Genomic DNA, 13,842 nt, shown 5'->3' on the forward strand with positions numbered 1-13,842 from the left:
GCTTACTCCTTGCGGCTGGCCAGGGCGTTGACGGCGGCGACGGTGACGGCCGATCCGCCCAGCCGTCCCCGCACGATCAGCGCGGGCGCGGGCAGGTCGTCCATCAGCGCCTGTTTCGATTCGGCTGCGCCGACAAAGCCGACCGGGCAGCCGATGATGGCGGCGGGGCGCGGGCAGCCGGGGTCGCGCAGCATGTTCAGCAGGTGAAACAGCGCCGTCGGCGCATTGCCGATGGCGACCACCGCCCCTTGCAGATGCGGCCGCCACAGTTCCAGCGCGGCGGCGCTGCGGGTGTTGCCCATGCGCGCCGCCAGATCTGGGACGCGCGGATCGTGCAGGGTGCAGATCACAGGGTTGTCGGCCGGCAGCCGGGCGCGGGTGATGCCCTCGCTGACCATGCGCGCGTCGCACAGGATCGGCGCGCCACCCTGCAGCGCCGCGCGCGCCGTCGCCGCCATGCCGGGGGAAAAGCGGATGTCGCGTTCCAGCCCCACCAGGCCGGCGGCGTGGATCATCCGCACCGCCACCGGTTCCTCATCCGCGTCAAAGCCGGCCAGCGCGGCCTCGGCCCGGATGATGGCAAAGGATTGCGCATAGATCGCCGCGCCGTCGGTTTCATAGTGATGCATCATCTGCGCTCTGCTGTCGGATCAGATTGGTCAGGGCGGCCGGGTCCAGATCCCGGCGGCAAGGTGGATCGCCGGCGCGGCCGCGGCGGATCAGGTCATAGCGGCCGGGCGCGGTCGCCACCAGCGTCAGGTCGCAGGCGGCGGGCTGGGCGCAACCCTTGGCGCAACCGCTGACATGCAGGCTGCCAGGTGCCAGTGGCGCCAGCGCCCGCGCAAGGTCGCGGGTGGTGCCCCTGGCCTGCGGGCAGCCGGGCGCACCGGTGCAGGCATGGCTGCGCAGCAGCGGATCGCCGGGGGCCTCGATGGCCCCCAATATCCGGGCCCCCGCCTCGGCACCGCCCTCGATCAGCAGCATCCGCCACGGGGTCAGGCGCAGCGGCGCGGCGATCGCCGCCAGCTGTGCGGCGGTGATCTGACCGAAGGCAAAGCCCAGCAACCGGCCCTGCGGCAGCGCCCCGGGCTGGGGTCTGGGTCCGGCCTGCGGCGGAGGGCCGGGCCGCGCACCGGGCGGGCGGGGGGCGCGCGCGGCCAGATCGCGCATCCTGCCCCGACGCGTCCCGTTGCGGGTGATGAACCAGCGCGCCAGTGCCAGCGCCTCGGCCACCGGGTCGGCGCCGGCCAGATGCCAGTCGGCGCCGTCGGGGTGAACGGTCCAGCCCAGGTCCCGGGGGATCAGCCGGATGTCGGCCGGCGCCTCGGCCAGCAGCGGTGGTGCCAGATCGACGGCAAAGCCGAATTTCCCCGGCAGATCGGGGGCGTCGCCGGCGGCCAGCCGCCGCGACAGCTCCGCCGCCAGCCGCCAGGCCGGACCACCCGGGGCGGCGAAAGGGTTCAGCAGCACATTGCGCCGCGCCTCGGCGGCGGGGCTGTCGTCCAGCAGTCCCAGCCCGCCCAGGGTGGCGATGGCCAGGGCATGGCCTTGGGCGTCCAGGCCGCGCAGCTGCAGATGCGCCCGCTGGGTCAGGTCGATCAGCCCATTGCCCAGCCGCGCCGAAACCTCGGCAATGGCCCGGACCTGCGCCGGCAGCAGCCGGCCGTTCGGCGGCCGGATGCGCAGGATCAGCCCGTCGCCCGATTGCATCGGCCGCAGCGCGCCGGGACACCAGCCCTTGATCTCGAAGCTCATGCGCCCACCTCGGCCAGGATCGAGTTTCGCCGCGACACCCACAGGCCGCTGTCCAGCAGCCGCGCGAAGAGGTTCCGCATCGCCGCCAGCGCGGCGGGGTTTTCCCGGGCCATGAAATCGACCAGATCGGGCCGGCCCAGGGTGGCGTCGTGGTAAAGATCGAACAGATGTCCCGGCACCACCCCGGCCAGTTGTGCAAAGGCCGCCAGATGCTCAAGCGTCGCCGCGATTTCCGCCGCGCCGCGATAGCCATGGCGCATCATGCCGTCGGCCCAGGCCGGGTTGGCGGCGCGGGCGCGCAGGACGCGGGCGATTTCCTCGGTCAGGCTGCGGGCACGCGGGGCCTCGGGGCGGGTGGCGTCCAGATGATACAGCGCCGGGACGGGGGCACCGATCCGGGCCATGGCGGCGGCGAATCCGGCCTCGTGCCCGGCATAATCGGCGGCCAGCAGCAGATCGCTTTCCGGCAGGTCCTGGGCGTGGACAAAGGCATCCGCCGCCGCCAGCCTGGCTTGCAGCGCCTGCGGACGATGGCGGATGACGCCGTCTGCGCCGATGGCATGGGCCGATGCCGCCAGCCAAGCCTCGCCCGCGGCTAGCCGCGCCTCGGCCGTCAGCTCGGCACAGGGATCGGCCATCGCCAGGCCGAAGCGGCCCGGCGCCGGGCCAAAGACCCGCGGCGCCAGCGTCAGATAGGGGTTGTCGGCCGGGGTTTCCGCGCGCCGGGCCAGCATCGCTGCGCCCATTTCAAACAGCTGCGCAAGGCCGGGGAACACATCCCTAAACAGCCCCGAGACCCGCAGCGTGACGTCGATGCGCGGCCGGCCCAGTTCCGCCAGCGGCAGGATTTCCACCCCGGTCACGCGCCCGGTCGCCTCATCCCAGCGCGGCGCCATCCCGGCGAGGTGCAGCGCCATCGCGAAATCCTCGGCCGCGGTGCGCATGGTGGCGCTGCCCCACAGATCGACGACAAGGCCGCGCGGCCAGTCGCCGTGGTCCTGCAGATGCCGGCGCAGAAGTTCCTCGGCCAGGCGGATGCCCTGGGCATGGGCGTTGCGGGTGGGCACGGCGCGCGGATCGACGGTATAAAGGTTGCGCCCCGTGGGCAGGACATCGAGCCGCCCCCGCGCCGGCGAGCCCGAGGGCCCGGGCGCCACCCGCCGCCCGGTCAGCGCCCGATCCAGCCCCTCGGCCTCGCCCGGGGCCGTGCCATAGACATGCAGCCCGTCGCCGAAGCGGCTGTCCTTGAGATCGCACAGGAAGCGATCGATCCGCGGGATCGCCTCGGCCGGGGCGGCATCGGCGGGCAGGCCCAGATCGGCCTCGACCCCGGCGGCGCGGGCCTCGTCGCGGATGGCCAGCACCAGCCGGTCGCGCCGCCGCGGGTCCAGCCCGTCGGCGGTCGAATATTCGTCTAGCAGCCGTTCCAGATGCGCCAGGTTGGCGGGCAGCGCGCTGGTCCGCAGCGGCGGCGGCAGATGGCCCAGTGTCACCGCCGACAGCCGGCGCTTGGCCTGGGCGGCCTCGCCGGGGTCGTTGACGATGAAGGGATAGACCATCGGCAGATCGCCCAGCAGCGCCTGTGGCCAGCACTGCTCCGACAGTGCCACCGACTTGCCCGGCAGCCATTCCAGCGTGCCATGCGCGCCCATATGCACGATGACATCGGCCTGCCGGCGCAGCCACAGGTAAAAGGCCACATAACCGTGGCACGGCACCCGCGTCAGGTCGTGATAATCCTGGGCCCGGCGGTCGGCCTGCCCGCGTTCGGGTTGCAGCGCCACCAGGGCGTCGCCACAGGCGATTGCTGCAAAGCCGAAGCCCGCCGGGTCGGGCTCGCCCCAGGCCGCGAACAGCTGCGCCCGCAGCGCCGCCGGCAGATCCTCCAGCGCCGCGAGGTAATCGGCCAGCGGCCAGTGCAGCCGCGCGCTTTCCAGCTGTCGGCCCAGGCCCTGGTGGTCGATCCCCAGCATCGCCCCGGCCGAGGCCAGCGCATCGAGGCCGACGGCATGGGCCAGTTGATGGCTTTTCCCCGGATAGGTCGACAGCACCACCGCCCGCCGCAAGGGTGCCTCGCCCGCTTCGGTTGCCGCCCGGGCCAGCCGGTGCCAGGCGCGGATGCGGCCGACGGCGCGGGTAATGGCGGCATGGTCGGGGGCGTGGATCTGGCGGGCGAATTGCAGCGCCGGGTCGCGATCCTGCGCGGCCTTGAAGCTGATCGCGCCCAGAAAGATGCGGCCATCGACCTCGGGCAAGACCACATGCATGGCCAGATCGGCGGCAGAGAGGCCGCGCTCCTCTGCCTGCCACAGCGCGCGGGGCGCGGTGGCCATCGCCATCTGGAACACCGGGCAATCGGCGCCGTCAAAGGGGGTGGCCCCGGCATCGTCGCGGGCCGAAAAGGCGGTCAGGTTGACCACCGCCGCCAGACCCGGCAAATGCGGTGCCAGCCACCGGCCCAACCCCGGCTGGCGCAGCGAGGGCGCGAACGCCCCGGTCGCGGCAAAGCCCGCCGCCCGCAGCGCCGCGATCAGCGCATCGACCGGCGCCATGTCGGCCGCCGCCAGATAGCTGCGGTAGAAGCTGACCAGCACCGGACGCGCTCCCGGCAGTGGCGCCGCGATCACCCCCCGTTCGGGGTCGTAAAAACCATGCGACGGCAGTTCGGCCTGCCCGATCACCTCGGGCGCCTGCAACCCTGCGGCGCGGGCCAGTTCCGTCAGCGCCATCTGCGCGGCCACGGCGCCGCCCTGATCGCACAGCTGCGTCAGCCGCCTCAGCTGCGCGACCGGCAGCGTCGACAGCCGGTCCAGCGCCGGGTCGGGGCGGCCGTCGCCCGGCAGCAGCGCCAGCGCGATGCCGCGACGGCGGGCCAGATCCTGCAGACTGGCGACGCCATAGGGCCAATAGCTTTCGCCGCCGATCAATCGCACCAGCACCGCCCGCGCGCCGGCCAGCGTGGTGTCGCAATACTGATCCACCGAAACCGGGTGCCGCAGCGCCGCCAGATTGCACAGCCGCAGCGCGGGCAGCTGGCCCCCGGCGCGATGCCAGCCGGCGGCAAAGGCGCCAAGGTCGCTGTCGGAAAATGACAGCACCACCAGATCGGCCGGATCCTGGCCGGGGTCGGTCGGCACCTCCAGCTCTTCCAGACCCTGGGTGTCGCGGAACACCACATGCATGATGGAACGGCCCCGCCCGCTCAGCCGGTCAGCGCGGCGCGGATCGCGACCGGGTCGATCGCGTCATGTTCGGCGATCACCACCAGCCGCGAGCGGCGCGGTTGGTCGCCCCATGGACGGTCGTATTGATGGCGCACCCTTTCCCCCACCGCCTGCACCAGAAGCCGCAGCGGCTTGCCGGCCACCGCCACATGGCCCTTGACCCGCAGGATGTCGCGTTCGCGCGCCAGCCGCTGCAGGCGTGCGGCCAGATCGGCCGGATCGGCGATTTCGGGCAGGTCGATCACCACGCTGTCGAAATCCTCGTGTTCGTGATCGTCGGCGCCGTCGTGATGGCTGGGGCGCGCGTCCAGGTCATCCTCGGCCGCGGCGCCCAGACCCAGGATCAGCCGCGGATCGATGACGCCATCGGTCATCGCCAGCATCGGCAGCGCCCGCGGCGCCTCGGCGGCGATGGCGGCACGGGCGGCGGCCAGCCCCTCGGGGCCTGCCAGATCGGCCTTGGACAGCAACACGATGTCGGCGCAGGCGATCTGATCCTCGAACACCTCGGCCAGCGGGGTGTCGTGGTCCAGCCCCGGATCGGCGGCGCGCTGGCGGGCGACGGCCTCGGGGTCGGGGGCAAAGCGGCCGGCCGCCACCGCCTCGGCATCGGCCAGGGCGACGACGCCGTCCACGGTGATGCGCGAGCGGATCGCCGGCCAGTCGAAGGCCTTGAGCAGCGGCTTGGGCAGCGCCAGCCCCGAGGTCTCGATCAGGATGTGATCGGGCCGCACCGGCAGCGCCATCAGCTTTTCAAGTGTGGGGATGAAGTCGTCGGCGACCGTGCAGCAGATGCAGCCGTTCGACAGCTCGACGATGTTTTCCTGCGGGCAGTTTTCATCGGCGCAGGACTTCAGGATCTCGCCATCGACGCCCATGGTGCCGAATTCGTTGACCAGCACCGCCAACCGCCTGCCCTGGGGCTGCGACATCAGGTGGCGGATCAGCGTGGTCTTGCCGGCACCCAGAAAGCCGGTGATGACTGTAACGGGGATCTTGGTCAGGTCGGACATGCGGTCATCCTATCGGGGGAATACGGGCAAGGCTGCGCTTGCGAAAGATTTCGACGCGCTGGCGCCAGGGCACGATGCCATCGGCGGCATTGGCATAGGCCGCGGCGCCGGTCAGGATCTGATCGGCATCGGCCGGGCTCATGTGACCATAGACATAGGTCCAGCGCCCCGGCGCGCTCAGCGCGATGGCGGCGCCGCGCGCGCAGGCCGACATGCATTCGACGGGCTGGATGCGCAGGTCCGGCGGCAGCGGCCGCGCCCGCAGCGCCGCAAGCAGTTGCGCACCCGGCGGAGGCTGATCCGGCTGTGGGGCCACGCCGGCGCGGCAGGTGATGCAGACATGCAAGGTAATCGTCATCCGCCTGTCATTCCAAATGGCGGCACGAGGCAGGGCACAGCGGCCCAAGCCCCAGCAGGAACACCCCGTCCGCCGGTTGCATTCACGCGCTGGCAGGTCTCCCGGCTTGCGGATTCAGGCTTTCGCCAGCGGTCGGCCCACCTTCCCGGCGCTGTGGCCAGTGGCATCGGGCGACCTTTCCGGTCACGGTCGCGGGGGCGGCTGCTTTTGGGTCTTGACCCGTCGCATTCCCTCTTGGCCTGTCATGGACAGGAACCAGCGCATGAAAGCTGTGCGCGCCCGCTTCGCGCTTGTCAAGCAAAGGACACCCGATGACCACCAATTCCGCCCCGCCCTCGCCGCCTGTCACGTCCGCCCCCGGGCCGATTGCTGATGACGATGCCCGGCGCCACGCCGAAAAGATGGCGCGCATCAAGGCCGCGCGCGACCGGATGATGCAGGACAAGCAGGGCGAAAAGGGGTTGATCATCGTCCACACCGGCAAGGGCAAGGGCAAGTCCTCGGCCGGTTTCGGCATGATCCTGCGCTGTGTGGCCCATGGCATGCCCTGCGCGGTGGTGCAGTTCATCAAGGGGGCCTGGGACACGGGCGAGCGGCGGCTGCTGACCGGCCATTTCGGCCATCTGTGCCAGTTCCATGCCATGGGCGAGGGCTTTACCTGGGAAACCCAGGACAAGGCCCGCGACATTGCCGCCGCACGCGCCGGCTGGGACAAGGCCCGGACGCTGATTCGCGATCCGGCGATCCGCATGGTGCTGCTTGATGAAATCAACATCGCCCTGCGCTACGGCTATCTGGACACCGACGAGGTTCTGGCGGTGCTGCGCGACGAACGCCCGCCGATGACCCATGTCGTGCTGACCGGGCGCAATGCCCCGCCGGCGCTGATCGAGGCTGCCGATCTGGTCACCGAAATGACCCAGATCCGACACCCGTTCCGCGATGGTATCAAGGCGCAGCCGGGGGTCGAATTCTAGCCGATGGGCCCCCGGGGGCCACGGCCCCCGCGCCCTTGCCGGCCCTCGATGGGGCGGCAAGGGCGTGCCCTGCCGTCGATGGCGGCGACTTCACCGGATCAGCCAGGGCCGGGCATGGTTCTCCTGCCAGCCTTTGCGATGCAGCAGCGGCAGCACGTCATGCGTCTCGGGCCAGCCCAGGCACAGAAGGGCGCTGAACTCCCATCCGGTCGGGGTTTCCAGCAGCGCGCAGATCCGTTCGGGCGTCAGGATCGACACCATGCCCATGCCAAGGTTGTGCGCTCGCGCCGTCAGCCACAGGCTGTGGATCGCCATGGCGGTGGACTGGCGCAGGGTCTGCGGCATGGTGGCACGACCCAGCCCGTGGCCTTCGGGCGGGTCGATCTCGGTAAAGACCGCCAGCCAGACCGGCGCCCGGTCCAGCCCCGCCAGGCGCAGCGCGCGGTAATCGCGCTGGCGCTGCCCGTGATAACCGGCCGCGGCCGCCGCATTGCAGCGCGAAAAATCGTCCCGGATGGCTGCGCGGAGGCCCGGATCCTCGATCCGGATCACCCGCCAGGGCCGGGCATTGCCGACCGAAGGCGCCAGCTCCATGGCCCGGGCCAGTTCGGCCAGCAGCGCCTCGGGGATCGGGTCCGGGCGGAAATGGCGGATGTCGCGGCGCCAGCGCAGCAGATCGGCCAGGGCCCGGCGCTGGTCGGCGCCGAACTGCATCAGGACGGTGCGCAGATCGCGGCGGCCGGCAGGTTCGGCGTGCCGGCCGCGACCGCCGTGGCGCCGTCCGGCACCCGCAGTTCCACCGCCAACGGCTGCCCCGCGACCGCGAGCGGGCGATGGTCATTGCCGTTCAGCTCGACCCGCAGCCGGTCGCCCGGACGCAATTGCGGCAAATGCTGGGCGGGCCCGTAAAGCCGGGCGATCTTGTCGCCGTTCAGATACAGATGTGCGTGCCCTTGGCCTGGGGCATGGGCCAGCCCGGCCCGGTCGGGGGCAAGGCACATGCCGCGCAGCTGCACAAACAGGTTCCAGCCCGACACCGGATCGGGGGTCAGGCCGATGCCCAGATCGGCACTGCCGGCGGGCAGCTGGTGCGGCGGGCCGTGGTGATGGGCGGTCTGGGCAGTCCCGGCGGTGTGGGCCGGGCCATGGCCGTGGCTGCCGTGGTCGTGGCCATCCAGCGTGACCCCGTTGGCCGCCGCTAGGACAAAGCCCAGCCCGCCGCCAAAGACCAGCCCGATGACCAGCATCGCGATTGCGCGATCCATGTGAAGTCCTGTCGCAAGGGAAATGGGATCGAACCCGCCGGGGGCGGCGGGTCCGGCGGCTCAGGCCGGTTGGCCCAGCGGCACGCGCTCGGCTTCGCGCTGCCACATCCAGCCGCAGAGCGCGCCCAGCACCAGCCAGGCCATCAGCCCGGCGCCCAGCGCGCGGCCGGCGAATTCGGCCGACAGTTCCGGCGGCACGGTGCCGGCATAGGCGTCGGGTTGCGGCGCGCCGATCAGATGCGGCGCCAGCGCCAGCAGGATCGCCGGCGCCCAGGCCGCCCAGCCGCGGCCAAAGGCGATCAGCCACAGCGCCAGGCCGGTGGCCAGCGTGGTTGCCAGCCACCACGCGGCACGCGCCGCGATGTCGGCGGCCGCCACTCCCGGCACCTCGGGCGCCAGACCAAAGGCCGGGGCCAGTTGCAGGGCCACAAAGCCGGCCGCGCCCCAGATCAGCCCATGGCGGGCCGAGATCGGCGCCCCCCGACCCTGCGCCAGCACCATCAGCGCGGTCAGCATCAGGCCATAGCCGGCATGGACCAGCATGTTGAACAGCACCGTCAACCCGTTGCGCTGCCAGTCGAACGGGCCCAGATCGGGCGCAGTGCCTGGCGCGGGCACGGCGCCATGGACCAGCTGCCCCGATTCATACAGTTCGGCATGCAGCAACACCGGCTGCACGAAGCTCAGCTGCACCAGGGCGGCAATCAGCCCGGTGACAGCACCAGCGATCAGACCGCTGGTCAGAATGCGTGCGAACATGGTCAGTGGCAGGGAAAGCCGGTGGCGTGGCGCATGTCATGGGCGGCATCGTGCAGGGTTTCGGCCTGCACCAACCCGGCCACGAACATCAGCCCGAAACCCAGCACAAACACTGCCAATGCGGGCACCAGAACGGAGCGAACAGCCGGCGCAGCAGCCGGCGCGATGGTCTTTGCGGTCATCTTCGACCCTTTCCTTAAGTCGTCCAACCCGACGACATTGCGGTTTCCGGCATCGGCAGGTCTCCTGGCTCGCGGGTCGTGGCTGGCGCCCGCCTTCCCGGCCCGCAGGCCAGTGGCGTAATGGGCGCCCGCTCTCCGCTGACAGTCGCGGGGGCGGCTGCGGACTTGACCCGTTCCGGGTCGCACCGCATTCCCTATCAAGCCCCGAAGGGCACCGATACCGGCGCGATCCTAGGGCGGGTCGCGCCAGACTTGCAAGGGGAAATCCGGGTCAGCGCCCGGGGGGCCAATCCAGATCGACCCAGACCAGCCGATGCGCCGAGGCCGTCTGCGCCGCCCGGGCCAAAGGGCCGTCGGTCGGCCAGATCACCCCGGCGTCCAGAACCCGCAGGCCGTGCGCGGGCAGGACGTAATCGACCCGCAGGTTGCCGGGGGCGCGGTCGTCGGGCCAGTCGGCGGTGTCCAGCGCCGGATCGCCCTTGTGGCCCGCATTGATCCCCCCGGCGGCGGCGGCGCCTCCGGGGCTGCGGGGCTGTGGGTCGGTCACATGTTCAAGCATGCGCGCCAGCGCCTGGGGCCGGCCCTCGCCATCCTGGGGATCCAGGTTCAGATTGCCCGCCAGCACGAAGGGCCCCTGCGGCAGGTGATGCAGCCAGAAGGCCAGCTCGTCGTGGTTGCGCCGGCCGTTCAGATCCTCGGGGCCGTCAAAGACCGGGGGCGTGGCCGACATCGCCAGCACATGCAAGGGCTGTCCGTCGATGGAAACTACCGCATCCCAATGCGCGGTCGAGGACAGCCGCCGCGCCGCCGCCACCTCGGGCGGCATGTCGGGCATCAGATGGCCGGGCAGGTCGCGCCACAGGAAGGCGCTGTGGTCGCTGACCGGGCCGATCGGGTGGCGCGACAGGATCGCCATGCCGCCCTGACCGGGAAAGCGGCCAAAGCCCTGGGCATCGTCGGCCTCGGCCAGGCGGCCGTCGCCGTCGAGGTCCAGACCGCTGGCCATGCCGGAATTGGGCTGGCCGGCATGATGATGCGGATAGTCCAGCCCCGCCGCCCGAAGCCGGTCCAGGAAAGCCTGGAAGGCGCGGCCGTCGAAATCCCAGTCGAAATTGGTCAGCACCAGCACGTCGGGCCGGGCGGCGGCGATCACCTCGATCACGGCGGCGATCTGCGGATCGGCCTTTGCGCCCTGCCGTTGCAGATCGCGCAGCAAAAGCCCCGGCCCGTCGCGCGACAGGTCCGGGGAATAGGTGGCGATGCGCAGCGGCCCGGCCATGGTCGGCAGGACCGCCGCCGCAAGGCCCAGAGCGGCCAGCGCCGCCGCCGCGAGAGACGTTGTTACACCCAAGGCCGCGACTGGGCCATCTGTGCCTCGAAACTGTCGATGGCACTGGCTTTCTCCAGGGTCAGGCCGATGTCGTCCAGACCGTTCAGCAGGCAGTGGCGCCGGAACGGGTCCAGCTCGAAGCCGAAGCTCTGCCCGTCCGAGGTGGTGACGGTCATGTTTTCCAGATCGACGGTCATGCGGGCGTTGGCACCCTTGCGCGCATCCTCCATCAGCACATCGACCACCTCTTGCGGCATCACGATCGGCAGGATGCCGTTCTTGAAGCAGTTGTTGTAGAAGATGTCGGCAAAACTGGTCGAGATCACGCAACGGATGCCGAAATCCAGCAGCGCCCAGGGCGCGTGTTCGCGCGAACTGCCGCAGCCGAAGTTGTCGCCGGCGACGATTATCTGGGCGTTGCGCCAGGCCGGCTGGTTCAGCACGAAATCGGGAATTTCGTTGCCCTGGGCGTCATAGCGCATTTCGTCGAACAGGTTCTTGCCCAGCCCCGAACGGTGAATGGTCTTGAGAAACTGCTTGGGGATGATCATGTCGGTGTCGATATTGACCAGCGGCATCGGGGCCGCGACGCCGGTCAGGGTGGTGAACTTTTCCATCTTGTGATCCTTGTGCAATTGACTGGGGCTCGGCGGCCCCGTTAACCCGGAAGCAGGCGGCGCCGGGCGCCGCGTGGCAGCAGGTCGTGACGATGGTTTTCGGGTTTTCCAGCATGGCCGCCCTGCGCGCCTGCATCGCCCGCGACTGGACGCCATCGATCGGCGATCCGCAGGTCACGGGCTGGCTGACGGTGGCGGCCTATGTCGGCTGCCTGTGGCTGGCAATTCGGGTGCTGCGTCGCCGCCCGGCGGGGGCCGCGCGGGGGTTGTGGCTCGCCATCGCGGTGCTGATGGCGTTTCTGGCGCTGAACAAGCAGCTGGACCTGCAGACGGCACTGACCGCGACCGGGCGCTGCATGGCGCGCGCCCAGGGCTGGTATGACAATCGATATGCCGTGCAGCTGGCCTTTATCGCCGGTCTGGTCCTGGGCGTGATCGCCGCCATGGCCTGGGCGACGAAATCCCTGCGCGGACAGATGCGCGGCAACGGCCTGGCCCTGCTGGGCCTGGGGGTGCTGTGCGGGTTCGTTCTGGTGCGCGCGGTGGGGTTTCATCATGTCGACAGGCTGATCAGCATGGATTTCGCCAGGGTCAGGTTCAACTTCTGGTTCGAGAACGCGGGCTTGCTGCTGATCGCGATCAACGCCCTGATGCTGCTGCGGCGGGGCCGCTAGGGCCCCAACCGCAACCGCTCAGACGGTTTCCGCCAGCAGTTCGCGCACATCGGTCAGATGACCGCGGATGCCGGCCGCGGCCGCCATCACCGGCGACATCAGATGCGTGCGGCCACCGCGGCCCATCCGCCCCTCGAAGTTGCGGTTCGAGGTGGCGGCGCAGCGTTCGCCCGGTGCCAGCTGGTCGGGGTTCATGCCCAGGCACATCGAACAGCCCGCCAGGCGCCATTCAAAGCCCGCATCGATAAAGATCTTGTCCAGACCCTCTTCCTCGGCCTGCAACCGCACCAGACCGGACCCGGGCACCACCATGCCGCGCACGCCTGGCGCAAGGTGCCGGCCCTTGAGGATATCGGCCGCTGCGCGCAGATCCTCGATCCGGCCGTTGGTGCAGGAACCGATGAACACCGCGTCGATCTTGATCTGGTTCAGCGGCGTGCCAGGTTTCAGGCCCATGTAATCAAGGCTGCGGCGCGCCGCCTCGACCTTGCCGCCCTCGAAATCCTCGGGGGCGGGGACGGTGCCGGTGATCGGCAGCACGTCCTCGGGCGAGGTGCCCCAGGTCACGACCGGGGCGATGTCCTCGGCCCGCAGGGTCACGACCTTGTCCCAATGCGCGCCCTCGTCGGAATAGAGGGTTTTCCACCAGGCCACGGCGGCCTCCCATGCGGCGCCCTTGGGCGCGTGCGGACGGCCCTTGCAGTATTCGAAGGTCTTTTCGTCCGGCGCGATCAGCCCGGCGCGGGCACCGCCCTCGATCGCCATGTTGCAGACGGTCATGCGCCCTTCCATTGACAGCTCGCGAATCGCCTCGCCGCAATATTCGATGACATAACCGGTGCCGCCGGCGGTGCCGGTCTTGCCGATCACCGCTAGGGTAATGTCCTTGGCGGTGACACCCGGCCGCAGGCGGCCGGTGATTTCCACCTTCATGTTCTTGGATTTCTTCTGGATCAGCGTCTGCGTGGCCAGGACATGCTCCACCTCGGAGGTGCCGATGCCATGCGCCAGCGCGCCGAAGGCGCCATGGGTGGCGGTATGGCTGTCACCGCACACGACGGTCATGCCGGGCAGGGTCCAGCCCTGTTCCGGGCCGACGATATGGACGATGCCCTGGCGGATGTCCGACATCGGGTAATAGTTCAGCCCGAATTCACGCGCGTTCTTGTCCAGTTCGGCGACCTGGATGCGGCCTTCGGGGTTTTCGATGCCGTTCACGCGGTCGGGCGTGGTGGGCACGTTGTGGTCAGGCACGGCGATGGTCTGGTCGGGCCGGCGCACCTTGCGCCCGGCCATGCGCAGCCCCTCGAACGCCTGGGGCGAGGTGACTTCGTGCACCAGATGGCGGTCGATATACAGGATGCAGGTGCCATCTTCCTTGCGGTCGACCACATGCGCGTCGAAAATCTTGTCGTAAAGGGTGCGGGGGGTGCCCGCAGGGGTAGTGCCGGTCATGGCTGTCTCTTTCAGAAGGACTGGCTGAAGGGTCGTGGCTGGGCCGGCCGGACGCATATGGCGCGTGGGCAGGCGGGGCGCAGCATCAGGCGCCCGAACCGTCACAGTCGGGCGGTGACGGACAGGCTTTCGCCGTAGAACCGGCCCGGCAGGCGGGCGCGATCATGGATGTCGAAATAGACGAATCCTTGCATGAGCGTTGTTTTACGCGGGAATCGCCCGTCAGGCAATAA

At 70.2% G+C, this 13,842-nt stretch carries 14 protein-coding genes and 2 riboswitches; of the genes, 2 read left to right on the top strand and 12 right to left on the bottom strand.

Translation table 11 applies throughout. The annotated features are described in order from the left end of the window. Positions 1–2: 2 nt before the first annotated feature. Genes GB880_RS05705 through GB880_RS05725 form a run of 5 tightly spaced genes read right to left on the bottom strand, consistent with a single transcriptional unit; the run spans position 3 to position 6,350 of the window. Complete coding sequence (locus GB880_RS05705; protein ID WP_154550764.1) at positions 3–632, bottom strand: precorrin-8X methylmutase; 630 nt, start codon at positions 630–632, stop codon at positions 3–5. After that, a complete protein-coding gene (locus GB880_RS05710) occupies positions 616–1,755 on the bottom strand; it encodes a precorrin-3B synthase (RefSeq protein WP_263467347.1) in 1,140 nt (379 codons plus the stop codon). Before GB880_RS05710 ends, GB880_RS05705 begins: the two co-directional genes overlap by 17 nt. Further along, a complete protein-coding gene (gene cobN / locus GB880_RS05715; RefSeq protein ID WP_263467348.1) occupies positions 1,752–4,937 on the bottom strand; it encodes a cobaltochelatase subunit CobN in 3,186 nt (1,061 codons plus the stop codon). The genes GB880_RS05710 and cobN overlap by 4 nt, the downstream gene beginning before the upstream one ends. Positions 4,938–4,957: 20 nt before the next feature. Then, entirely contained in the window at positions 4,958–5,992 is a 1,035-nt protein-coding gene (gene cobW / locus GB880_RS05720; protein WP_154550756.1) for a cobalamin biosynthesis protein CobW, read from the bottom strand. Between the two features lie 4 nt (positions 5,993–5,996). Then, positions 5,997–6,350 carry a DUF1636 domain-containing protein gene (locus GB880_RS05725; protein ID WP_154494604.1) on the bottom strand — a complete coding sequence of 118 codons (354 nt, stop codon included), beginning with the start codon at positions 6,348–6,350 and terminating at the stop codon, positions 5,997–5,999. Between the two features lie 74 nt (positions 6,351–6,424). Further along, positions 6,425–6,625: riboswitch (cobalamin riboswitch) on the bottom strand. Between the two features lie 126 nt (positions 6,626–6,751). Between GB880_RS05725 and cobO the strand changes: the two genes are divergently transcribed. After that, entirely contained in the window at positions 6,752–7,327 is a 576-nt protein-coding gene (gene cobO / locus GB880_RS05730) for a cob(I)yrinic acid a,c-diamide adenosyltransferase (protein ID WP_229774507.1), read from the top strand. Positions 7,328–7,417: 90 nt separating this feature from the next. Here the strand turns inward: cobO and bluB are convergent, their stop codons facing one another. The 6 genes from bluB to leuD form a co-directional block, all read right to left on the bottom strand. After that, the gene (gene bluB, locus GB880_RS05735; protein WP_154494605.1) at positions 7,418–8,041 is read right to left on the bottom strand and encodes a 5,6-dimethylbenzimidazole synthase; all 624 of its coding nucleotides are present in this window, start codon (positions 8,039–8,041) and stop codon (positions 7,418–7,420) included. After that, positions 8,041–8,592: a hypothetical protein gene (locus GB880_RS05740; protein ID WP_154550755.1), complete on the bottom strand. Its 552-nt coding sequence runs from the start codon at positions 8,590–8,592 to the stop codon at positions 8,041–8,043. Before GB880_RS05740 ends, bluB begins: the two co-directional genes overlap by 1 nt. A gap of 60 nt (positions 8,593–8,652) precedes the next feature. Further along, complete coding sequence (locus tag GB880_RS05745; RefSeq protein ID WP_263467349.1) at positions 8,653–9,351, bottom strand: CbtA family protein; 699 nt, start codon at positions 9,349–9,351, stop codon at positions 8,653–8,655. 2 nt (positions 9,352–9,353) lie between these two features. Further along, positions 9,354–9,533 carry a CbtB domain-containing protein gene (locus GB880_RS05750; protein ID WP_154493763.1) on the bottom strand — a complete coding sequence of 60 codons (180 nt, stop codon included), beginning with the start codon at positions 9,531–9,533 and terminating at the stop codon, positions 9,354–9,356. Positions 9,534–9,570: 37 nt separating this feature from the next. After that, positions 9,571–9,767, bottom strand: a riboswitch (cobalamin riboswitch). Positions 9,768–9,804: 37 nt separating this feature from the next. After that, positions 9,805–10,812, bottom strand: a complete 1,008-nt coding sequence (locus GB880_RS05755; protein ID WP_154493765.1) for an endonuclease/exonuclease/phosphatase family protein — start codon at positions 10,810–10,812, stop codon at positions 9,805–9,807. A gap of 62 nt (positions 10,813–10,874) precedes the next feature. Beyond that, entirely contained in the window at positions 10,875–11,480 is a 606-nt protein-coding gene (gene leuD / locus GB880_RS05760) for a 3-isopropylmalate dehydratase small subunit (RefSeq protein WP_154493762.1), read from the bottom strand. A 92-nt stretch (positions 11,481–11,572) separates the two neighbouring features. On the opposite strand from leuD, the gene GB880_RS05765 reads away from it, so the two are divergent. Then, entirely contained in the window at positions 11,573–12,154 is a 582-nt protein-coding gene (locus GB880_RS05765) for a hypothetical protein (protein WP_154493764.1), read from the top strand. Positions 12,155–12,172: 18 nt separating this feature from the next. Here the strand turns inward: GB880_RS05765 and leuC are convergent, their stop codons facing one another. Continuing rightward, the gene (gene leuC, locus GB880_RS05770) at positions 12,173–13,609 is read right to left on the bottom strand and encodes a 3-isopropylmalate dehydratase large subunit (RefSeq protein WP_154493761.1); all 1,437 of its coding nucleotides are present in this window, start codon (positions 13,607–13,609) and stop codon (positions 12,173–12,175) included. Between the last annotated feature and the right edge of the window lie 233 nt (positions 13,610–13,842).

Origin of the sequence: Paracoccus sp. SMMA_5_TC, from assembly GCF_009696685.2 — a bacterium.
Taxonomy (GTDB): domain Bacteria; phylum Pseudomonadota; class Alphaproteobacteria; order Rhodobacterales; family Rhodobacteraceae; genus Paracoccus.

What these genes read in the sequence shown, in the direction of transcription:
- GB880_RS05710 (WP_263467347.1), bottom strand. Translation starts at nt 1,755, where the DNA reads ATGAGCTTCGAGATCAAGGGCTGGTGTCCCGGCGCGCTGCGGCCGATG.
- leuD (WP_154493762.1), bottom strand. Translation starts at nt 11,480, where the DNA reads ATGGAAAAGTTCACCACCCTGACCGGCGTCGCGGCCCCGATGCCGCTG.
- GB880_RS05765 (WP_154493764.1), top strand. Translation starts at nt 11,573, where the DNA reads ATGGTTTTCGGGTTTTCCAGCATGGCCGCCCTGCGCGCCTGCATCGCC.
- cobO (WP_229774507.1), top strand. Translation starts at nt 6,752, where the DNA reads ATGGCGCGCATCAAGGCCGCGCGCGACCGGATGATGCAGGACAAGCAG.
- cobW (WP_154550756.1), bottom strand. Translation starts at nt 5,992, where the DNA reads ATGTCCGACCTGACCAAGATCCCCGTTACAGTCATCACCGGCTTTCTG.
- GB880_RS05755 (WP_154493765.1), bottom strand. Translation starts at nt 10,812, where the DNA reads ATGGCCGGGCCGCTGCGCATCGCCACCTATTCCCCGGACCTGTCGCGC.
- cobN (WP_263467348.1), bottom strand. Translation starts at nt 4,937, where the DNA reads ATGCATGTGGTGTTCCGCGACACCCAGGGTCTGGAAGAGCTGGAGGTG.
- GB880_RS05705 (WP_154550764.1), bottom strand. Translation starts at nt 632, where the DNA reads ATGATGCATCACTATGAAACCGACGGCGCGGCGATCTATGCGCAATCC.
- GB880_RS05745 (WP_263467349.1), bottom strand. Translation starts at nt 9,351, where the DNA reads ATGTTCGCACGCATTCTGACCAGCGGTCTGATCGCTGGTGCTGTCACC.
- GB880_RS05750 (WP_154493763.1), bottom strand. Translation starts at nt 9,533, where the DNA reads ATGACCGCAAAGACCATCGCGCCGGCTGCTGCGCCGGCTGTTCGCTCC.
- GB880_RS05725 (WP_154494604.1), bottom strand. Translation starts at nt 6,350, where the DNA reads ATGACGATTACCTTGCATGTCTGCATCACCTGCCGCGCCGGCGTGGCC.
- bluB (WP_154494605.1), bottom strand. Translation starts at nt 8,041, where the DNA reads ATGCAGTTCGGCGCCGACCAGCGCCGGGCCCTGGCCGATCTGCTGCGC.
- GB880_RS05740 (WP_154550755.1), bottom strand. Translation starts at nt 8,592, where the DNA reads ATGGATCGCGCAATCGCGATGCTGGTCATCGGGCTGGTCTTTGGCGGC.
- leuC (WP_154493761.1), bottom strand. Translation starts at nt 13,609, where the DNA reads ATGACCGGCACTACCCCTGCGGGCACCCCCCGCACCCTTTACGACAAG.